The following is a 19,305-nucleotide window of genomic DNA, read 5'->3' on the forward strand; positions in this document are numbered from 1 at the left end:
CGAACACCCCCTGATTTGTCGGGTATTATAATCTGTTTATCTTGCCCCTCAGGTGGCGATGCCCCCCGATCTGATCTACCTGGCCAGAGGCCGGCCGCAACGCCCACGCGCAAACCTGATCCAGACGCTGCATACCGTCGAGGCGCTCTCCGCAGCCGGGGTGGCGGCTCGTCTCTATCTGCCGGGCGTGCCGGGGAGCTTCGATCTGGCAGGCTTTCTCGCGGGCATGGGCATCCGCCATCCGATCGACCTGCGCTGCCGCACGAGCCTCAACCGGCGCTGGGCCGGCTGGCCTTTCGTGCTGTTGCATCGCAAGGAGCTGCTGGGAGCGAAGGCAGTCTACACGCGCGTACCGGAACTCTCGCAACTGCTTGCGCGCAACGGGATCCCGCACTTTCTCGAAGTTCACGACACGGAAACGCTGGTCGGCAAGGGGCTGGCGCCGGCGCTCTTGAAGGCGGCGCAGGCCGGGATATTGCGCGGCCTGATCGCGATCAGCGAAGCCGGACGCGGCGCCCTGGTCGAACTCGGATTCGCCCCTGAGCGCCTCGGCGTGCTGCCGAGCGGCGTCGATCTCGGCGCCTTCAGCACGATTCCGACACCGGGCATCGAGGATTTTCGTGCCGCGCAGGCGATCTACGTCGGACGCATCAGCCGCGACCGCGGCCTGGACTTGCTCGAAGCGGTCGCCGCCGCGGGCTATCCTGTGACGCTCGTCGGGCCGCGCGACGATGAACCGAGCGTGCGCAGCGAACACCTCAAGGTCGAAGGCGCCGTACCGCACGCCCAGGTCCCGGCTTGCCTCGCCCGCGCCTCCGTGGCACTGATGCCCTACCAGGCCGACCTGCAGCATGCCGCGACGATCAGCCCGATCAAGCTCTTCGAAGCGATGGCGGCTGGACGGCTCGTCATCGCGTCCGACCTGCCGCCGATCCGCGAGGTCGTGCGCCACGGCGAAAACGGGCTCCTCGTCGATCCGGACGACCCTGCGGCCTGGATCGCCGCGATGGCCCAGGTCCGCGCAAACCCCGAAGCTGCGCTCGCGCTCGCCGAGGCTGGACGCGCCACTGCACGCGACTACGGCTGGGACACGCGCGCCCAGCGGCTTCTGGCGCTGACCGGATTGCGCGCCGCGTGAAGCTTGCTGCGATGATCAACGGCGTAGCGGCACGGCTCGGCATCCCGGGCCTGTACTTCTTCGCGTTCAGTGCCGTATGGAAGACCGCGCCGGCCTACGTCGGCGTCGGTTTCGCGCTGTTCCAGGCCTTCACCGACGGTGTGAGCGTGCGGGGACGTCGCTGGGACGCCGTCGAGCGCATCACCCTCGCAGTAGCCGCCTGGCTCGCGCTGCGCGGGCTGCTGCAGATCCTCGGTGTCGGCGATCCGGCGCTCTTCGAACGCGTCACCGTCTTCAACGACTGGATGCTGGCACTCGCGTTTGTGCCCCTCGCGACGCTGCCGGGCACCGATCCCATTCGTCGTACGGCCGTCCTGTGGGGATATGCGCTCGCCGGCTGCACGGTCGGCATCGCGGAATTTCTCTTTGCGCGCGGCATCAGCGTGCTGTGGTCCGGCGAACGGCTCGGTTTCCACCTGAACCGGCCGCTGGGCATTGGTCTCTATGCGGGTTGCTTCGTGATCATGTTGGTCGGCCTGTGGCGCTATTGGTGGAACGCCGCGAAATGGCGCTGGCAGTTGCGCATCGGCGCCATCGCGACGATCCTCGTCTACCTGGAAGTCCTGGCGACCTCGCAAAACCGCAGCAGCTTTCTCGGCCTCGCCGCGGTGGCTACGCCCGCCGTGGCCTGCCGGATCTGGTCGATGCTGCGCACCGGCGATCACCGCCTGCTCCGGCGCAGCCTTCCGGCGCTCGTACTGGCGCTGGCGATCGGCGCAGCGGTGATCGGACTGAACCGCACTGTCCTCGGAGAGCGCTTGAATGCCGAACAGAACGTCGTCCAGGCCGTCGAGGAAAACGGGCTGCAGAACGCTCCTGCCTCGTCGATCACCGCGCGCCTGCGCATGTGGCAATACGCGCTAGAAGGCATCCGGAACGCCCCTTGGATCGGCCACGGCTTCGGCAATCTGGAACACGTGATGGAACGCGATCTGGACGTGCACACTGCCTTCCCCGGGCAAAAGGGCTTCGACCACGTCCATAACACCTATCTCCAGACGCTTTGGAGCCAGGGTTTCATCGGTGCAGCGTTGTGGGCATTGCTGTTTGCCGCGCTGCTGCGCGACCTCTTACGCTGCGCCAAGCGCAATGCCCGCGTGCGCGCAGTCGTGCCGACCGTCCTGGCGACCATCGGTTACGTCGCGATCTGGGCCTTCTTCGACTACCGCCTGTCGCACCCCGACATGCAATTCTTTACGATCCTGTCGCTGCTCTCGCTGCGCCTGCTGAGCCAGGCCGACGGTGCGGAGCATGGCGAGCAGACTCCCCTTCGACCGCAATGACTCGAACCGAACAACGCCCCTTGCGCATCCTGATCGTCCGCACCTCGGCGATCGGCGACATCGTGTTCGCCTCACCCTTCCCCTCGGTGCTGCGCAAGGCTTATCCCGACGCGCACATCGCCTGGCTCACCGAACCGGGTCTCGGCGCGTTGGTTGCCGACGATCCGGACGTCGACGCCGTGCTGCCGTGGCCGAAGGCCGAGTGGGCGAAACTGTGGCGCGAGCGTCGCTTCGTCGAGCTGTGGCGCTCCGTGCGCGGCTTCCGCCAGCGGATGCACGCGGAGCGCTTCGATCTCGCGCTCGACATGCAGGGCCTGCTGAAGAGCGGCATCGCGACCTGGCTGTCGGGCGCTAAGCGCCGCGTCGGGCTCGGTTCGCGCGAAGGCAGCCGCTTCCTGATGACGGAAGTCGTCCCAAAGGGCGGCATCATCGAGCGCATCAGCTCCGAATATCGCTTTCTCGCGGAGGAACTCGGCCTGCCGGCAGGCGAGTTCGTGCCCTTCCTCCACGTAAATCCTGCGGCTGAAGAACGCGCGCTGGCGCTGCTCGCCGAGCACGGCCTGCAGCCCGGCCGCTACGCAGTCTTCGCGCCCTTCACGACGCGCCCGCAGAAGCATTGGTTCGAGGACGCGTGGCAGGCGCTGGGGCCGAAAGTCGCGGCCGAACTCGGGTTCACGCCGGTGATCCTCGGGGGCCCCGGCGACCGGGAAGCGGCCGCGCGCATCGCCGCCCCCGGCACCGGCATCCTGAACCTCACCGGCGCCACCAAGCTCCCCGAGGCGAGCGCGATCGTCAAGCACGCGGGCCTCGTCATCGGCGTCGACACCGGCCTCACGCACATGGGCATCGCCTTCGCGCGGCCGACCGTATCGATCTTCGGCTCGACGCGGCCCTACCTCGACACCGGACGGCCGAACGCCCGCGTGATCTGGCTGGGCCTCTCCTGCTCGCCCTGCAAGCGCAGCCCGACCTGCAACGGTGCCTTCACCTGCCTGCGCGACATCAGCGCGGATCGCGCACTCGCCGAGGCGCGCCTCGCACTCGCCGCCGGAGCCGACGCGTGAAGGTGCTGCACGTCGAAGCCGGCAAGCACTACTACGGCGGCGCGCGCCAGGTCGCCTTCATCCTCGAAGGCCTGAAGGCACGGGGTGTCGACAACGTCCTCGCCTGCCCGATCGGTAGCGACATCGCGGCAGCCGCTGCCCCTTTCGCGACCGTCGTACCGATGAAGATGGGCGGCGATGCCGACGTCGGACTCGTGCAGCGCCTCGCCGCGCTGATCCGCACAGAGCGCCCCGACGTCGTGCACCTACACAGCCGCCGCGGCGCGGACCTATGGGGCGGCATCGCCGCGCGCCTCACGGGCGTGCCCTGCGTGCTCTCGCGCCGCGTCGACAACCCCGAGCCGCGCTGGCTCGTCGCATTCAAATACCGGCTCTACGACCACGTGATCACGATCTCGGAAGGCATCCGCGAGGTGCTTCTTTCCGAGGGCTTGGCGCCGGAGAAGGTCACTTGCGTGCGCAGCGCACTCGACGCGACACCCTGGCTTGAGCCGGTCGACCGCGCCGCCTTCTGCCGCGAATTCAACCTGCCGACTGACGCGCTGACGATCGCGATGGCGGCCCAGCTGATCCCGCGCAAGGGCCACCGCTATCTGCTCGACGCGCTACCGCCGCTGCTCGCCGAGTTTCCGACGCTGCACGCGGTGCTCTTCGGCAAGGGCCCGCTCGAAGCCGAACTGCGTGCCGAGATCGCCGCGCGTGGGCTCGCCGATCGCGTGCGCCTCGCGGGCTTTCGCGACGACCTGCCGCGCTGGCTCGGCGGCGCCGATATCCTCGCCCATCCGGCCGACATGGAAGGGCTGGGCATCGCGCTGCTGCAGGCCTCCGCCGCCGGCGTGCCGATCGTCACGAGCCGCGCCGGAGGACTTCCCGAAGCGGTCGCGGATGGTGTGACCGGCCTGCTGATTCCGCCCGGCGACATCAATGCCCTCGGTGCCGCGCTGCGCCGACTGCTCGCCGACCCCGCCCTGAGACGCCGCCTCGGTGACGCGGGCCGCGCGCGCATCCTCGCGGAGTTTTCCATCGACGCGATGGTCGAGGGCAACCTCGCCGTCTACCGCAAAGTGACCGGGAACAGGACCCGATGACGATTCCCTCGCTCCACATCATCGGCAGCCGCGAAATGGGCGGCGCCGAACGCTGGTTCGTGCGCTTCCTGCGCGCCATGCAACGCGCCGGCCTGCCGGTGCAGGCGCTGGTGCGCAGCGGCGGCGACCTCGCCACGCGCCACCTCGCCGGCATCCCGACGCACGAGCTGCCGATGCGCACCGTGTGGGATCCGATCTCACGCTGGCAGGTCAGCGCCTACGCACGTGCCGCCCGCACGCCGATCGTCCAGACCTACATGGGTCGCGCCTCTCGCCTCACGCACCTCAAACCCGGCCGCGGCCAAATCCACGTCGCGCGTCTCGGCGGCTACTACGCGCTGCATCCCTTCCGTCACGCGCATGCCTGGATCGGCAACACGAAGGGCCTGTGCGACTGGATGATCCAGCACGGTCTGCCGGCGAACCGCGTCCATCACATCACGAACTTCGCCGACACGCCCATTCCCGTCGACGTCGAGAAAGTCGCGGCCCTGCGCGCCCAGCTCGGCGCCCGTGACGACGACTGGCTGCTGCTACACCCCGGGCGTTTCGTGAAGGTCAAGGGCCACGCGACACTGCTCGCCGCCTTCGCCCGCCTGCCTGCCGAGATCGCCGGCCGCCGGCCACGCCTGATCCTGCTCGGCGACGGCCCGCTGCGCGAATCCCTCGAAACGCAGGCGCGCGAACTCGGCATCATGGACCGCATTGTCTGGGCCGGCTGGCAGCATGAGCCCGCGCAGTGGTTCCACCTCGCCGATGCGGTCGTGTTCCCGTCGCGCGACGAGGAGACGCTCGGCAACGTCGTGCTCGAAGCCTGGGCCTACCGCAAACCGCTCGTCGCGACCGCCTTCCGCGGCGCCCGCGAGATCGCCCATCACGGCAAGGACAGCTGGATCGTCCCCTGCGACGACGACGCCGCGCTCGCGGCCGGCATCGAGGGGCTGCTCGCCGACGCGGCGTTGCAAACCGCCTTCGTCGCGCAGGGCCAGCGCCGCGTCACCGACGACTTCGGCGAGGCCGCGATCCTCGCCCGCTACCAGGAACTCTACGCGCGGCTCGTCGGCGGTTGATGCGGCCGCGTCGTGCGACAATGCGAGCCTGAATCCCCGCGCGCCCCCGCCATGAGCCACGGCATCAACATCCTGATGTACCACCAGATCGGCGAGTTCGCGCCGATGAAGGCGCATCGCTCGACCTACTGCCGCGTCGACCGCTTCGCTGCACAGATGGCTTGGCTGCACCGCTTCGGCTATCACGTGCTGTCGATGGACGAGGTGCTCGCCTGCGTGACGGGCGAGATGGCGATCCCGGAGCGCGCGGTCGCGCTGACCTTCGACGACGGCTACGAGAACTTCTACGAGCACGCCTGGCCGGTCCTGCAGCGCTACCAGTTCCCGGCGATGGTGTATCTGATCGCCGGGCTGATCGGCAAACCCTCCGAGTGGTTCGCCCGCGACGGCCGCGACACCCCGCCGCTGATGAGCGCCGAGCGTATCCGCCAGCTACGCCGCGAAGGCTGTGACTTCGGCGGTCACTCGGTGAATCACGTGAAACTCGCCGAACAGGACTCCGCGACGATCCGGCGCGAAGTCAGCGACTGCAAGGCGATGCTCGAAGACCTCCTGGGCGAGGTCGTGCCGCACTTCTGCTACCCCTACGGCAGCCACGACATCCGGGCCGTCGAAGCCGTCGCCGAAGCCGGCTACACTTGCGCGACAACCTGCCTGCGCGCGCCGGCGACGCCCGCCGATGACCCGCTGACGCTGCCGCGCAAGGCCGTGTCCTATGGGGACACGCTGGTCGGTGTGCTGTGGAAGATGCACCTCAAGAACACGTCGAAGCACCCGCCGATCCGGCGCGCGGAGTTCGCGCTGTCTGCCGGCAGCTGAATATCGTTCGGGCTGAGCTTGTCGAAGCCCTGCCAGTGCCCTTCGACGAATTCACGGTGAACGGATGTGGTTGCATCTGATATCGGCACCAGTAGCGACAAGCACAGTGCATTGCCCCCGATGGGATTGCGTTCGGCAATGCAGATCGGGTTCCCAGTGTCAGCCCAGACTACGCTGGCTTATCCCTTTTCCGCCAGCACATCCTCCATCACGAGGTAGCGCAGATCGCAGCCGAAGAACATGTCGAGCGCATCCTGCGGCGAACACACGATCGGCTCGCCGCGCCGGTTCAGCGACGTATTCAGCACGACACCGTTGCCGGTGAGCTTTTCGAGTTCTTCGATCAACGCGTAGTACCGCGGATGCAGCTCACGTCGGACGACTTGCGCACGCGCCGTTCCATCCTCATGCACGACCTCCGGCACGCGCGACTTCCAGTCCTCCACGACGTCGAAGGTCAGCGTCATGAAGGGAGCAGGATGCTCACCCGCGAGCATCCGCGGCGCAACACGGTCCAGCATCGCCGGCCCGAACGGCCGCCAGCGCTCGCGGAACTTGATCTGCTCGTTGATGCGGTCGGCGACCCCCGGGACACTCGGACAGCCGAGAATCGAGCGCGCGCCCAGCGCTCTCGGGCCGAACTCCATCCGCCCCTGGAACCACGCGACCGGATGTCCATCAGCCAGCAGGCGTGCGACACGCCGGGGCACGTCATCGATCACTTGCCAGCGCGGAGGGACCGAATGCGCCCGGCATGCCGCGACCACGTCTTCGTTCGTGTAGCGCGCCCCAAGATAGACATGCTCCATGCGCTCCACCACGACACCGTGCTTTGCTGACACCGCCGCCGCAGCCCCGAGCGCGGTCCCCGCGTCGCCCGCTGCCGGCTGCACGAAGAGTTCGCGCACGTCCGCGCGCGCCACGATGCGCTGGTTCAGCTTGACGTTGAGCGCCCCGGCGCCGGCAAATGCAATCCGGCCGGTGTCGCGCAGGACGTCGCCGAGGTGATGGTCGATCATCCGCCCCACGAGATTCTCGAATAAGGCCTGCGTCGCCGCCGCGTAATGCACGTAAGGCTCGTCGGCCGCGTCGCCGCGTCGCGGCCGCCCGAGCCAGTCGACGAGGCGCTGCGAGAAGGCGTAGCGACGGCCATCCGCCTCGTAGCGCTCGTGATCGGCGACATTCACGTACGACGTATCGACGACGAGTTCGCCATCCTCGAAGCGCGCGAGCCGCGACAGGTCGTAGCGGCGGGCGTCGCCATAGGGCGCCATCCCCATCAGCTTGTACTCGCCGTCGCCCATCTCGAAGCCGAGATACTCGGTCATTGCGCCATACAGGGCCCATAGCGAGTGCGGCCAGGCGGATTCGTGAAGGCGGTGGATGCGACCGGCCTCGCCATAGCCGAAGAAACTGCCGGATTCTGCGAGACACAGGATGGCCGTGCGTTCAGCAAAGCCTGAGCCGAGATAGGCGCTCGCGGCGTGGGCGTCGAGGTAGTCGACCGTCGTGATCCGGGTTTTCGCCGGATCGAACCCCAGCTCTTCGAGGAAAGCCCCGACCCGCGCGCGGTCATCGGCTGACTCCCCGCCCGGCGGGAGCGCCACTGCAACGACGTCGGCCGCGTCCAGCGCAATCCCCGCAGACTCAAGACAAAATCGCGCGGCCTCGCGCGGCATGCTTCCGGGCGCATGCCGCTCGCGCACGAAGCGCTCCTCTTCAACTGCCGCGGCGAGCCGGCCGTCGAGGTACAGCGCGGCCGCCGGATCAGCTAGACGGCTACCGGTGAGGCCGAGAACAGTGAATGCCACGGTGGAGTCTCAGAAGACGTTTATTGAGGCCGCGATCAATAGAACAAGGTGCGTTCGAAACAGGGCGAGCGTTCACCCGGAGCTTGCCCACGGGCCCCGGTCGGACGAGTTTCGACAGGCGCAGCCCGAACCGCGTCGAATTGCCGGATGAATGGCCGCTCAGTGCGCCTCATCCCAGTTATCCCCCGCCCCGACCTCGACCAGCAGCGGCACCGCTAGATCCGCGACCCCGCCCATGTGCGCGGGGAGCTCCTGCCGAATCAGGTCCAGCTCGTCGCGCGGCACTTCGAGCACCAGTTCGTCGTGCACCTGCAGGATCAGCCGCGACTTGAGCCCCGACGTCCCGAGCCAGCCATGCACGGCGATCATCGCCTTCTTGATCAGGTCCGCGGCCGTGCCCTGCATCGGCGCATTGATCGCCGCGCGCTCGGCGGCCTGACGGCGCCCCACCTGCTGCGCGCGGATCTCGGGCAGATACAGCCGCCGCCCGAACACCGTCTCGACGTAGCCCTTCGCCTTCGCCTCGCCCTTGATCCGCTCCATGTAGTCCGCGACCCCCGGATAGCGCGCGAAATAGCGGTCGATCCAGCCCTGCGCCGCCGACCGGTCGATACCAAGGTTCTTGGCCAGCCCATGCGCACTCATGCCGTAGATCAGCCCGAAGTTGATCACCTTCGAATAGCGGCGCTGCTCGCTCGTGACTTCTGCCGGCGTGACGCCGAACACCTCGGACGCCGTCGCGCGGTGCACGTCCTCGCCCTGCGCGAAGGCTTCGAGCAGGCGCGCGTCGCCCGACAGGTGCGCCATGATGCGCAGCTCGATCTGCGAATAGTCGGCCGACACGATCACGTGATCGCGCGGCGCGATGAAGGCCGCGCGGATGCGGCGCCCCTCGGCCGTGCGGATCGGGATGTTCTGCAGGTTCGGCTCCGAGCTCGCGAGCCGCCCGGTCACTGCCACCGCCTGCGAGAAGCTCGTGTGCACGCGCCCGGTCTTCGGATTGACCATCCGCGGCAGCTTGTCCGAGTAGGTGCTCTTCAGCTTCGCGAAGCCGCGGTGTTCAAGCAGCAGCTTCGGCAGCGGGAAGTCTTCCGCGAGCTGCTGCAGCACCTCCTCGTCGGTCGAGGGCTGGCCGGTCGCGGTCTTCTTGACGACCGGCAGGCCCAGCTTGCCGAACAGGATCTCGCCGAGCTGCTTCGGCGACGACAGATTGAAAGGTTGCCCCGCGAGGTTGTGCGCCTCGCGCTCGAGGTCCATCAGCCGGCGCCCCAGCTCCTCGCTCTGCTGCGCGAGCAGGAAGGCGTCGATCAGCACGCCGGTCCGCTCCATGTCGAAGAGCACCTGCATCGCCGGCATCTCGATATCACGATACAGCGCCGCGAGAGCCGGTTCGGCCTCGAGCTCGGACCACATCTTGCGATGCAGCCGCAGCGTCACATCCGCGTCCTCGGCGGCATATTCGGTCGCGCGTTCGAGCTGCACCTGGTCGAAGCCGATCTGCTTCGCGCCCTTGCCGCAGACTTCCGAATACGGAATCGTCGTCAGCCCCAGGTGCCGCTTCGCGAGCGAATCCATGTCGTGCGACTTGTCGCTCTCGAGCACGTAGGACTCGAGCAGCGTGTCGTGCACGATGCCGGCGAGACGGATGCCCTGGTTCGCGAGCACATGCGCGTCGTACTTGATGTTCTGGCCGAGTTTCGCGTGCTGTGCGGATTCGAGCCACGGCTTCAGCCGCGCGAGCACTTCGGCCGGCGGCAGTTGCTGGGGCTGATCGGGGCCGCGATGGCACAGCGGCAGGTAAGCCCCTTCGCCTTCGACGGTCGCGAACGACATGCCGACCAACTGCGCCATCATCGGATCGAGGCTCGTCGTCTCGGTGTCGAAGGCGACGAGCTCCGCGGCTTCGAGCTTCTTGGCCCAGGCTTCGAACGTCTCCCAGTCATGGATGCAGACGTAGCCCTGACGATGCGCGCCGGGCTCCAGAGGATCTTCGGCGGCTGCAGCGACGCCAGTCGGGGTCGCGCCGGTGGCGGCAGCGGCTGCAGCCGCGCCGTCCAGGCTCTGCAGCCAGCCGCGGAATTCGAAGCGCTCGTACAGCGCGCGCAGCGCCACCTTGTCGTCCTCGCGCGCCGGCAGCTCTTCGAGCGCAATCGGCAGCGCGATGTCGGTCGCGACCGTCACGAGTCTGCGGCCGAGCGGCAGGAATTCGAGGTGCTTTCTCAGGTTCTCGCCGACCTTGCCACCGACCTTGTCCGCGTTCGCGACGAGGTTGTCGAGCGTGCCGTACTCGGTCAGCCACTTCACCGCCGTCTTCGGCCCGCACTTCTCGACCCCGGGCACGTTGTCGACGGTGTCTCCGACGAGGGCCAGATAGTCGACGATACGCTCGGGCGGCACACCGAACTTCTCCGCGACGCCGGCCTCGTCGAGCACCTCCTCGCTCATCGTGTTCACCCACTTCACGCCGGGGCGCACGAGCTGCGTCAGGTCCTTGTCGCCGGTCGAGATCACGACTTCCCAGCCGCGCTCGAGCGCCTCGCGGGTCAGCGTGCCGATCACGTCGTCGGCCTCGACGCCCTCGACGCACAGCAGCGGCCAGCCCTCCGCTTTCACCGCCTCATGCAGCGGCTCGATCTGCAAGCGCAGGTCATCGGGCATCGGAGGGCGGTGCGACTTGTACTCCGGATACCAGTCGTCGCGGAAAGTCTTGCCCTTGGCGTCGAAGACACAGGCGCGGAATTCTGCCTTGTAGTCGCTCTCCAGCCGACGTAGCATCGACAAAACGCCCCGGATTGCACCGGTCGGCTCCCCCTTCGAGTTGCGCAGATCCGGCAGCGCGTGAAAGGCGCGATATAGATAGCTGGAACCATCGACGAGCAACAGGACAGGCATCGAGAAAAATCCTTGCGCGAAACCGGGCCGCAGGGGCCGAGCCTCGAATGAATACCGGCGCGGAAGCCGGAAAACGACACGACGAGAAGAAAATGACTGCGAAAGACAAAATCCCGCACAGCGCCACAAGCAGTACCGCGCCACGCTTCAACGCGCGCGAGTCCTGGCGGATCTTCGGAATTATGGCAGAGTTCGTCGAGGCGACCGAACGGCTCAATGCCATCCGGCCCGCGGTGTCGATCTTCGGTAGCGCGCGGATTGCGCCCGATCACATGTACTACATCCTCACCGAGCGCATTTCGCGTCTGCTGTCGGACGCGGGCTTCGCGGTGATCTCCGGGGGCGGGCCGGGCATCATGGAAGCGGCCAACAAGGGCGCCTACTTCGGCAAGAGCCCCTCGATCGGCCTCAACATCCAGCTGCCGATGGAGCAGAGCTCCAACCCCTACCAGGACATCTCGCAGACCTTCCAGCACTTCTTCGCGCGCAAGTTCATGTTCGTGCGCTTCGCCACGGCCTACGTCGTGATGCCCGGCGGCTTCGGCACGCTCGACGAACTGATGGAAGCGCTGACGCTGATCCAGACCGGCAAGAGCCGCAAGATCCCGATCATCCTCGTGCACGGCCCGTTCTGGAAAGGCATGATCGACTGGTTCCGCGACCGCCTTGTGGCCGAGCGCATGATCAACCCCGAGGACCTCGACCTGATCCAGGTGATCGACAAACCGGAGGACGTCGTCGAGGCGATTTTCAAGCATTACGAGAACCGCGGATTCCTGCCGCTGCCCGAGGAACACGAATTGCTGCTCAACCTTTGATGCAACTTTGATCTTAATGACGGACGAGCAACGCGGCTCCCTGCTAGAATCCGCGCCAAACAAGGAGAGCACCATGCGCCGCACTCTGATGGCGCTGCTGATGGTGGCGGCGACCCCGCTGGCCGCCCAGCAGCCCCCGAAACTCGAACCGCTGCCCGAACCCCCGCCGATGCCTTCCGACCAGACGCCGGAACCCCAGGTCACGATTCTCAAGCGCGGGCAAGACACCGTGCAGGAATATCGCATCTCGGGGAGGCTCTACATGATCAAGGTCACGCCCCCTCACGGCGTGCCCTACTACCTGATCGACCAGGAAGGCAACGGCGTGATGACCCGCCAGGACGTGATGCCGACGCTCGCCGTGCCACTCTGGGTGCTCAAGTCCTGGTGACTCCCGCCCGCCTTCCGGGCTCCTGAACCTGCCGTAAGCACTGTCATGTCCGTCTTCACCCCGGTTGCCCACGAATCGCTCGCCCACTGGCTCGGCCACTACGCTGTCGGCCGCCTGGTCGAGCTGCAGGGCATTTCCGCTGGCGTTCAGAACAGCAATTTCTTCGTCACGACGACGCTCGGCCGTTACGTCCTGACGCTGTTCGAAGGAATCCCGCGCGCCGAGCTGCCCTACTACCTGCACCTGATGGGGCATCTCGCGCGCCACGGCCTGCCGGTGCCCGGCCCGATCGCCGACCGCGACAACGAATACCTCGGCACGCTCAGCGACAAGCCCGCAGCGCTCGTGATGCGCCTGTCGGGGCGTTCCGAGATGGCCCCGACCGCTGCGCATTGCGCGCGCGTCGGCGCGATGCTTGCCGGCCTGCATCTGGCGGGCCTGTCCTACGGTCGCCGCCAGGACAATCCGCGCGGAGCCGCGTGGCGGCACGCAACCGCCGAGCGCGTGCGTCCCTTCCTGCCCGCCGAAGAACGCACGCTGCTCGACGCGGAACTGGCCTTCCAGGCCGGCAACGACTACTCGCGCCTGCCGCAGGGCGTGATCCACGCCGACCTCTTCCGCGACAACGTGTTGTGGGAAGGCGACTACATCGGCGGCGTCATCGACTTCTACTTCGCCGGCCACGACGCACTGCTCTTCGACGTCGCCGTCACCGTCAACGACTGGTGCGCGACGCCCGACGGCGCGCTCGACCCCGAGCGCAGCCAGGCGCTGCTCGACGCCTATCACGCCGAACGCCCCTTCGATGACGCCGAGCGGGGCAACTGGTCCGCGATGCTCCGCGCCGCGGCCCTGCGTTTCTGGCTGTCGCGCGCCGAGGACTTCCATCTGCCCAAGCCGGGCGAGATGGTGCTCGTGAAGCCGCCCTCCGAATATCGCGACATCCTGCGCCTGCGCATCGCACAGCCGCATTCGCTGCCCGTCTGACCCAATGACCGAAACGTCCAACGCGTCCGCCAACCACCACCGCCGCCGGCATCCGCTGCCGCACCCGGGCCACGTCACACCCGCCCAGACCCTGCAATGGCTCGCCGCCGGCTGGAAGACCTTTGCCGCAAGCCCCGGTCTGTGGATTCTCCAGACGCTGGCGCTTACCGCGATCCTGTTTACCTTGGCCTTCGTGATTGGCGTCATTCCGACCTACGGCCCATTGCTGGCTCCGTTAGTCCTGCAGATGCTTTTCCCGATGCTCGTTGCCGGCATGATTTCAGGCGCTCATGCACTGGATCAGGGGCAGCCGCTGCAGTTTGCCTATCTGTTCGACGGAGCACGTCGTCATCCTGGCAATTTGTTGATGATCGGCTTCTTCTGTGTCCTCGGCGGATTGCTCGCTGCGCTGATTGCGATCGTCGTGGGCAGTAGCGCCGCCGTCACCGGCGTGATTGTCGGCAGCCTGGGCAATATCGGACTGGGATCTTCGGTCGCATTGCTGTCACTTGCACTGTGGCCGGTCTTCTTGGTCCTGCTGCTGATGGCCCTCTGGTTCGCACCGACCTTGGTCATGCTGCAAAACGTCTCGCCTCTCGACGCCATAAGGCTCTCCTTGCGTGCGGGCGTCTCGAATCTCGCCAGCTTTATCGTCTTGGGCTTTATCCTGTATTTATTGGCTTGGTTCGCGATGCTGCCATTCGGACTGGGCGTGCTAGTGCTCATCCCCGTGCTTGCGGGCGCGCTGCATGCGGCGTGGAAAGATACGTTCGGCGAGTCGCAGCCGGCGCTGCTCGCACCCGCCGCCGACTCCCGATCCACCCCCGACGACGCAGCCTGAAAGCGATGGACGCCCGACAACTCCCCTCGCAACGCGGTTTCGCCTGGCTCAACGAAGGCTTCCGGCTGTGGCGCCGCAATCCGGCGCTGCTCACCTTCGTCTCCTTCGGCTACCTGCTGACGCTGCTGCTCGTCAGCATCGTTCCCTTCATCGGCCAGCCGATCGCATCGCTCTTGATGCCGGTGCTCTCGCTCGGCGTGCTCAACACCTGCCTGGCGATCGACCAGGGACGCAAGGCCGGACCGGACGTGCTGTTCTCGGGTTTCCAGCAGAACCTTCCCGCACTGGTGATGATCGGCGCGATCTATCTCGTCGCAAGCGTCGCCGTTCTTGCGATCACGATCGTCGCCGACGGCGGGACGCTGCTGAGCATGATGACCACCGGCGCCAGGATCGACCCGCAGGCGACCGGCGGCACCGGCTTCACAATCGCGCTGCTGATCGCGATCGCGCTCTCGACCCCGGTCATGATGGCCTACTGGTTCGCGCCGGTACTCGCCGGCTGGTGGAAGATCCCGGCGCCGAAGGCGATGTTCTTCAGCTTCATCGCCTGCCAGCGCAACTGGCGCCCCTTCCTGATGTACTCGATCGCGCTGGCGATGTTCGCTGCGGTGCTGCCGAGCATGGTGCTCGCGCTCGTCGGCCGGCTGTCGCCGATCCTCGCGACGCTGCTGTCGGTGCCGCTCCCGCTGGTCGTGATCCCGATCGTGTTCGCGAGCTTCTACGTCAATGCCTGCGACGTCTTCGGCCCGCCCCGCGATGGCTCGGCAGGTGCGTGATGCCGGTCCGCTGGGATTGCTCGGCGGCACCTTCGATCCCATCCACTTCGGCCATCTGCGCCTGGCCGAAGAGGCGCGCGAAGCGCTGCAGCTCGACCAGGTCGCGCTGATCCCCGCGGGCGCCCCGCCGCATCGCGACACGCCCCAGTCCGCGGCTTCGGCACGCCTCGCGATGGTCCAGCTCGCCAGCGCCGGCAATGACGGATTCATCGTCGATGCGGGCGAAGTCTTCGCCCAAGGCCCCAGCTACACCGTGCTCACGCTCGAACGGCTGCGCACGCAGCATGGACGGGCGCGCCCCCTCGTACTGATCCTCGGCGCCGACGCCTTCGCCGGCCTGCCCGGCTGGCACCGCTGGCAAGACCTCTTCGAACTCGCCCACGTCGCCGTCGCCAACCGTCCCGGCTATGCGCCGCACGGCCGGCGCTGGCCGGCGACGCTGTCGCAGGAACTCGATGACGCATGTGCCGGTCGCATTGCGACCGACTCTACCGTGCTGCGGCAGTCACCAGCGGGAAAGATTGTCCCGTTCGACATGACGCCGCTGGCCATTTCCGCATCGCTGATCCGCGACCTCATCCGGTCCGGACACAGCGCCCGTTATTTGCTGCCCGATCCGGTTCTCGACTATATTGGGTTGCACCACCTCTATTGCAAAAACTGATGGACATCCACACGCTCGAAAAACTCGTCGTCGACGCTCTCGAAGATATCAAGGCCAAGGACATCGAAGTCATCAACACCACCAAGCTGACCTCGCTATTCGACCGCATCGTCGTCGCCTCCGGCGACTCCAACCGACAGACCCGGGCGCTCGCCCGCAATGTGCAGGAAAAGGTGCGTGAAGCAGGCGGCACCGTCGTCAGCGTCGAAGGCGAAGAGAGCGGCGAATGGGTGCTGGTCGACCTCGGCGAGATCGTCGTGCACGTCATGCAGCCCGCGGTGCGCGCCTACTACAACCTCGAAGAACTGTGGACCGGCAGCTCAATGCGCCGTCCGCGCAGCGCCGTCGGCGCGGCCTGAGTCCGGTCCCCGCACGCGCCCTGTCGCCCGCTAGGCGATGAAACTCCTGATCGTCGCCGTCGGCACCCGCATGCCCACCTGGGTCGAAGCGGGTTTCGACGAATTCGCCCGCCGCATGCCGCGTGAGCTGCCGCTGCAGCTCGTCGAGGTGAAGGCCGAACCGCGCACGACGGGCAAGACCGTAGAAGCGATGATGGCGGCCGAAGCGGCGCGCATCGAAGCCGCGCTGCCGCCCCGCTGCCGCCGCGTGATCCTCGACGAGCGGGGCTCGGACCTGACGACGATGGAACTCGCGCGCCGGCTCGAAGGCTGGCAAGGCGAAGGCGCGGACGTCGCGCTGATCGTCGGCGGCCCGGACGGGCTCGCCCCGGCGATCAAGGCCTCGGCCCACGAGCGCATGCGCCTGTCGAGCCTGACGCTGCCGCATGCGCTGGTGCGCCCGCTGCTCGCGGAGGCGCTGTATCGTGCCTGGACGGTGCTGAAGAACCACCCGTATCACAGGGAATGAAAGCGTGTCGTTCTACGGGACGATCGTGACGACTCCCTCCATTCCGTCTTCCCGGTGGCCATTGAGGCTGCAGTAGAAGGAATACTCGCCCTCCATCAGTGGCACCAGCCACAGCTCGATAGTGTGTTTCGGCCGGACGTACACCGAATTCACGCGGTCGGCGATCACCCGTCCCGCATTGGAATTGACCATCCGCAGCGCAATGACCGACTCGTCGAACAAGGAGCCGCCGACCATGTCGTGCGCAAAACGACCGACGTTGTTGAGCGTCAGCTTGTAAGGTTTGCCCTTGTGCAGCATGATTCGATCCGGCTCGTACAGATGATCGCCAAGATCCACCTCAACGCGGGTCGCCTGCGCCCAGTCGATTCCGACCAAGGCCGGGTGCATACCTTGCGGCAGGTCGTCCTCGGCGAACGCAGCGGCGGTCACAGCCAAGAGCATCAGCCACCTCAGTGCCCGCAAGGCGCGGGTCACGACATTGCCCAACACCAGCATATCGCCCCCCTCCGCGAAACGCTTACTTCACTGCCGAAAAATCGAAGAGCAGCGGCTCGGAGACGCTCTTGTTCTCCGCTGCCGAACGGTTGAACACCGCGATCTGGCCCAGCAGCTTGGTCCCTGGCTTGAACACGACGTCGTCGGGGCGCGAGGTGTTGAGCGCGCGGGCGAATTCAAGCGACCACTGGCCCGCCTTCCACACGCCCTTCGCGGCGACATCGGCGCCGCTGCCCGAGGGCGTCGCGGGGACGAAGGATATCAACTTGTCGCCCTTGTTCTCGCGGGGACGCGGCACGACGTCGTAGGGCCCGGCGCCCTCGTCGCGCTGCTTGGAGATATAAATCACCGGGCCGTCCTTGACCTGGTACTCGGCCGCGGAGTCCTGCATCTTCGTCGTGATGAAGTGATTCATATCCTCGGCGAAGCCGGTCGGATTGCTGCGCGCGGCCGACCATAGCCACACGTCGACGCGGTATTCCTTGGTCGACAGCATCGTGCGGTCGTAGTCGCCGCTTAGGTGGAAGCGCACCGCGAACATGTCGTCGAGCTGGTTGTCGCGCTGGTACTTGTTGTCGCGCCACACCCAGTCCTTGTATTGCGTGTCGGCGGCGTCGTCCGGATAGCGGACGGCAATGAAGAGCTTGCCGCCGGCAACGCCCGCCTTCATCTCCACTTCGAGCTTGCCGGTGGTGTTGCGCTCACCCGAAGGTTCCAGCCCGTACTTCGCGCGCTCGTCACGCGGTAGCGCGGGCTTGACCGGGATCTTGATCCAGCCGTCGCTGCCCCACTCGCCGAGCTCGCCGTCGACCTTCGGCGTCGAGCCGAGGTTCTGCACCGCCACGACCTGGGGCGGCGCGTCGGCGAAAGCCGCCTGCGGCAGCAGCAGCGCAAGCGGAAGGAGCAGCCTGCACATCGGGGAGCGGGTCATCGACGGACGGATCTTCATGCGCTTACTCGACGGTGATCGTGCCGTGCATGCCCTTGTCCTTGTGGTCGTCGATCGTGCAATGCACTTCGTACTCCCCCTTGGTGACCGGGACGAGGAAGAGTTCGGCCGTGCCGCCACCCTTGTAGACTTCGACGGCGTTGAAATACGGCGCCTTGATCTCCGCACCGTTCGGCTTCGGCGTCTGCACCTTGCGCCACGCGACGTTCTTGAAGAAGTCGGCCGCGGTGTAGTAGTGGTCCTTCTCGCCGATGTTCTTGATCACGAGCCGGTAGGGCTGGCCGGCCTTCAGCTTGAGGTCCTGCGGCGAATAGCTGAAGTCCTCGAGTTCGATGGTCACGGTCTCCAGCGCGTCCCAATTTGCCGCCTTGACGATCGTGGGACCGTCGACAATGTAGTCGGCGGCCATGACAACGGGGGCGGCAAGGACGAAAGCCGCGGAGACGGCGAGGGCCAGGAAGGACTTGCGCATTGCGGTGATCTCCTCGAAAGGTCGGAAGGGCACGCCATCGAAACCAGTGGATGGACGCGGCATATTAACCCTGAGATTGTATCAATTATTTTCAAGAGCTTGCGCCGGCTGGCCGGGTGGTTGCAACGCCCATGCCGGGCGCGGGGTAGAATCGAGGAAACCCCGACCATTACCGCTTCGGGCACCAGAATGCCATGACCCACCTGCCTCCACGCATCTACCTCGCATCGCGCAGCCCCCGCCGGCGCGATCTCCTGCGCCAGATCGGCGTGAATTTCGACGTGCTGGTGTTCCGCAGCGGCGAGCGCGGCGACGATGCCGACGTCGATGAGACACCCTTCGAGAATGAGCCGGTCGAGCGTTATGTCGAACGCCTCGCGCTGACCAAGGCCGAGGCCGGCTTCAAGCGCCTGCATTGGCGCTCGCTGCCCTTCAACCCGGTGCTCGCCGCCGACACGACGCTCGAACTCGACGGTGCGATCATCGGCAAGCCGACGGATGCCGCCGACGCCACGGCGATCCTGCAACGCCTGTCGGGGCGGACGCATCGCGTGCTGACCGCGGTCGCGATGAGCGACGGCACGAAGATCCGCAGCCATATCAACGTCAGCGAGGTGCGCTTCCGCGAACTGAAGGAGTCCGAGATCCGGCCCTACGTCGCGAGCGGCGAACCGATGGACAAGGCCGGCGCCTACGGCATCCAGGGGCACGCGGCGATCTTCATCGAGGAGATCCGTGGCAGCTACACCGGCATCATGGGACTGCCGCTGTACGAAACCGCGCAGTTGCTCGAAACCTTCGGCTATCCTCTGTGACGACGCCGGTACGCGCGCAT

At 66.6% G+C, this 19,305-nt stretch carries 20 protein-coding genes; 15 read left to right on the plus strand and 5 right to left on the minus strand.

Translation table 11 applies throughout. The annotated features are described in order from the left end of the window. The first annotated feature begins 58 nt into the window (after positions 1-58). From VJ673_RS22240 to VJ673_RS22265, 6 genes are read left to right on the plus strand one after another with little or no spacing between them, the layout of a single operon-like run. The gene (locus VJ673_RS22240) at positions 59-1,138 is read left to right on the plus strand and encodes a glycosyltransferase family 4 protein (RefSeq protein ID WP_324128362.1); all 1,080 of its coding nucleotides are present in this window, start codon (positions 59-61) and stop codon (positions 1,136-1,138) included. After that, on the plus strand, positions 1,135-2,460 hold the full coding sequence (locus VJ673_RS22245; RefSeq protein ID WP_324128363.1) for an O-antigen ligase family protein: 1,326 nt from the start codon (positions 1,135-1,137) through the stop codon (positions 2,458-2,460). Before VJ673_RS22240 ends, VJ673_RS22245 begins: the two co-directional genes overlap by 4 nt. Continuing rightward, positions 2,457-3,524, plus strand: coding sequence for a glycosyltransferase family 9 protein (locus tag VJ673_RS22250; RefSeq protein WP_324128364.1), 1,068 nt, complete (start codon positions 2,457-2,459; stop codon positions 3,522-3,524). The genes VJ673_RS22245 and VJ673_RS22250 overlap by 4 nt, the downstream gene beginning before the upstream one ends. Further along, the gene (locus VJ673_RS22255; RefSeq protein ID WP_324128365.1) at positions 3,521-4,612 is read left to right on the plus strand and encodes a glycosyltransferase family 4 protein; all 1,092 of its coding nucleotides are present in this window, start codon (positions 3,521-3,523) and stop codon (positions 4,610-4,612) included. Before VJ673_RS22250 ends, VJ673_RS22255 begins: the two co-directional genes overlap by 4 nt. Next, positions 4,609-5,682 (plus strand): glycosyltransferase, encoded by a 1,074-nt coding sequence (locus tag VJ673_RS22260; protein ID WP_324128366.1) that lies wholly within the window; start codon positions 4,609-4,611, stop codon positions 5,680-5,682. Before VJ673_RS22255 ends, VJ673_RS22260 begins: the two co-directional genes overlap by 4 nt. 51 nt (positions 5,683-5,733) lie before the next feature. Further along, positions 5,734-6,501, plus strand: coding sequence for a polysaccharide deacetylase family protein (locus tag VJ673_RS22265; RefSeq protein ID WP_324128367.1), 768 nt, complete (start codon positions 5,734-5,736; stop codon positions 6,499-6,501). Positions 6,502-6,680: 179 nt separating this feature from the next. On the opposite strand, the gene VJ673_RS22270 is transcribed toward VJ673_RS22265, so the two are convergent. Together VJ673_RS22270 and polA are read right to left on the minus strand one after the other, a co-directional pair. Continuing rightward, the gene (locus tag VJ673_RS22270) at positions 6,681-8,312 is read right to left on the minus strand and encodes a carbamoyltransferase family protein (protein WP_324128368.1); all 1,632 of its coding nucleotides are present in this window, start codon (positions 8,310-8,312) and stop codon (positions 6,681-6,683) included. Between the two features lie 159 nt (positions 8,313-8,471). Beyond that, positions 8,472-11,204, minus strand: coding sequence for a DNA polymerase I (polA, locus tag VJ673_RS22275; RefSeq protein ID WP_324128369.1), 2,733 nt, complete (start codon positions 11,202-11,204; stop codon positions 8,472-8,474). A 92-nt stretch (positions 11,205-11,296) separates the two neighbouring features. On the opposite strand from polA, the gene VJ673_RS22280 reads away from it, so the two are divergent. From VJ673_RS22280 to rlmH, 8 genes are all read left to right on the plus strand, one after another. After that, entirely contained in the window at positions 11,297-12,022 is a 726-nt protein-coding gene (locus VJ673_RS22280; RefSeq protein WP_324128370.1) for an LOG family protein, read from the plus strand. Positions 12,023-12,095: 73 nt separating this feature from the next. Continuing rightward, entirely contained in the window at positions 12,096-12,413 is a 318-nt protein-coding gene (locus VJ673_RS22285; protein ID WP_324128371.1) for a DUF2782 domain-containing protein, read from the plus strand. Positions 12,414-12,458: 45 nt separating this feature from the next. Further along, complete coding sequence (locus VJ673_RS22290; RefSeq protein ID WP_324128372.1) at positions 12,459-13,400, plus strand: homoserine kinase; 942 nt, start codon at positions 12,459-12,461, stop codon at positions 13,398-13,400. Positions 13,401-13,404: 4 nt separating this feature from the next. Beyond that, positions 13,405-14,241: a DUF2189 domain-containing protein gene (locus tag VJ673_RS22295; RefSeq protein WP_324128373.1), complete on the plus strand. Its 837-nt coding sequence runs from the start codon at positions 13,405-13,407 to the stop codon at positions 14,239-14,241. Positions 14,242-14,246: 5 nt separating this feature from the next. Next, positions 14,247-15,020 (plus strand): BPSS1780 family membrane protein, encoded by a 774-nt coding sequence (locus VJ673_RS22300; RefSeq protein ID WP_324128374.1) that lies wholly within the window; start codon positions 14,247-14,249, stop codon positions 15,018-15,020. Further along, the gene (gene nadD, locus VJ673_RS22305; RefSeq protein ID WP_324128375.1) at positions 15,001-15,684 is read left to right on the plus strand and encodes a nicotinate-nucleotide adenylyltransferase; all 684 of its coding nucleotides are present in this window, start codon (positions 15,001-15,003) and stop codon (positions 15,682-15,684) included. The genes VJ673_RS22300 and nadD overlap by 20 nt, the downstream gene beginning before the upstream one ends. Beyond that, on the plus strand, positions 15,684-16,043 hold the full coding sequence (gene rsfS / locus VJ673_RS22310) for a ribosome silencing factor (RefSeq protein WP_324128376.1): 360 nt from the start codon (positions 15,684-15,686) through the stop codon (positions 16,041-16,043). The genes nadD and rsfS overlap by 1 nt, the downstream gene beginning before the upstream one ends. Positions 16,044-16,080: 37 nt before the next feature. Then, positions 16,081-16,551 (plus strand): 23S rRNA (pseudouridine(1915)-N(3))-methyltransferase RlmH, encoded by a 471-nt coding sequence (gene rlmH, locus VJ673_RS22315; RefSeq protein ID WP_324128377.1) that lies wholly within the window; start codon positions 16,081-16,083, stop codon positions 16,549-16,551. Positions 16,552-16,563: 12 nt separating this feature from the next. On the opposite strand, the gene VJ673_RS22320 is transcribed toward rlmH, so the two are convergent. The 3 genes from VJ673_RS22320 to VJ673_RS22330 are packed head-to-tail and all read right to left on the minus strand — an operon-like array spanning position 16,564 to position 18,470. Further along, complete coding sequence (locus tag VJ673_RS22320; protein ID WP_324128378.1) at positions 16,564-17,049, minus strand: cupredoxin domain-containing protein; 486 nt, start codon at positions 17,047-17,049, stop codon at positions 16,564-16,566. A 22-nt stretch (positions 17,050-17,071) separates the two neighbouring features. Next, the gene (locus tag VJ673_RS22325) at positions 17,072-17,998 is read right to left on the minus strand and encodes an ethylbenzene dehydrogenase-related protein (RefSeq protein ID WP_324128379.1); all 927 of its coding nucleotides are present in this window, start codon (positions 17,996-17,998) and stop codon (positions 17,072-17,074) included. A gap of 4 nt (positions 17,999-18,002) precedes the next feature. Then, on the minus strand, positions 18,003-18,470 hold the full coding sequence (locus VJ673_RS22330; RefSeq protein WP_324128380.1) for a cupredoxin domain-containing protein: 468 nt from the start codon (positions 18,468-18,470) through the stop codon (positions 18,003-18,005). A 194-nt stretch (positions 18,471-18,664) separates the two neighbouring features. On the opposite strand from VJ673_RS22330, the gene VJ673_RS22335 reads away from it, so the two are divergent. Further along, positions 18,665-19,285 carry a Maf family protein gene (locus VJ673_RS22335; RefSeq protein ID WP_324128381.1) on the plus strand — a complete coding sequence of 207 codons (621 nt, stop codon included), beginning with the start codon at positions 18,665-18,667 and terminating at the stop codon, positions 19,283-19,285. Positions 19,286-19,305 lie beyond the last annotated feature (20 nt).

This window comes from Aromatoleum sp. (genome assembly GCF_035254505.1).
Taxonomy (GTDB): Bacteria; Pseudomonadota; Gammaproteobacteria; order Burkholderiales; family Rhodocyclaceae; genus Aromatoleum.

Bases quoted from the DNA above. Each gene is read 5' to 3' on its own strand.
- VJ673_RS22240 (WP_324128362.1), top strand. From the start codon at position 59: ATGCCCCCCGATCTGATCTACCTGGCCAGAGGCCGGCCGCAACGCCCA.
- VJ673_RS22250 (WP_324128364.1), top strand. From the start codon at position 2,457: ATGACTCGAACCGAACAACGCCCCTTGCGCATCCTGATCGTCCGCACC.
- VJ673_RS22260 (WP_324128366.1), top strand. From the start codon at position 4,609: ATGACGATTCCCTCGCTCCACATCATCGGCAGCCGCGAAATGGGCGGC.
- VJ673_RS22265 (WP_324128367.1), top strand. From the start codon at position 5,734: ATGAGCCACGGCATCAACATCCTGATGTACCACCAGATCGGCGAGTTC.
- polA (WP_324128369.1), bottom strand. From the start codon at position 11,204: ATGCCTGTCCTGTTGCTCGTCGATGGTTCCAGCTATCTATATCGCGCC.
- VJ673_RS22280 (WP_324128370.1), top strand. From the start codon at position 11,297: ATGACTGCGAAAGACAAAATCCCGCACAGCGCCACAAGCAGTACCGCG.
- VJ673_RS22285 (WP_324128371.1), top strand. From the start codon at position 12,096: ATGCGCCGCACTCTGATGGCGCTGCTGATGGTGGCGGCGACCCCGCTG.
- VJ673_RS22290 (WP_324128372.1), top strand. From the start codon at position 12,459: ATGTCCGTCTTCACCCCGGTTGCCCACGAATCGCTCGCCCACTGGCTC.
- VJ673_RS22295 (WP_324128373.1), top strand. From the start codon at position 13,405: ATGACCGAAACGTCCAACGCGTCCGCCAACCACCACCGCCGCCGGCAT.
- VJ673_RS22300 (WP_324128374.1), top strand. From the start codon at position 14,247: ATGGACGCCCGACAACTCCCCTCGCAACGCGGTTTCGCCTGGCTCAAC.
- nadD (WP_324128375.1), top strand. From the start codon at position 15,001: ATGGCTCGGCAGGTGCGTGATGCCGGTCCGCTGGGATTGCTCGGCGGC.
- rsfS (WP_324128376.1), top strand. From the start codon at position 15,684: ATGGACATCCACACGCTCGAAAAACTCGTCGTCGACGCTCTCGAAGAT.
- rlmH (WP_324128377.1), top strand. From the start codon at position 16,081: ATGAAACTCCTGATCGTCGCCGTCGGCACCCGCATGCCCACCTGGGTC.
- VJ673_RS22320 (WP_324128378.1), bottom strand. From the start codon at position 17,049: ATGCTGGTGTTGGGCAATGTCGTGACCCGCGCCTTGCGGGCACTGAGG.
- VJ673_RS22325 (WP_324128379.1), bottom strand. From the start codon at position 17,998: ATGAAGATCCGTCCGTCGATGACCCGCTCCCCGATGTGCAGGCTGCTC.
- VJ673_RS22330 (WP_324128380.1), bottom strand. From the start codon at position 18,470: ATGCGCAAGTCCTTCCTGGCCCTCGCCGTCTCCGCGGCTTTCGTCCTT.
- VJ673_RS22335 (WP_324128381.1), top strand. From the start codon at position 18,665: ATGACCCACCTGCCTCCACGCATCTACCTCGCATCGCGCAGCCCCCGC.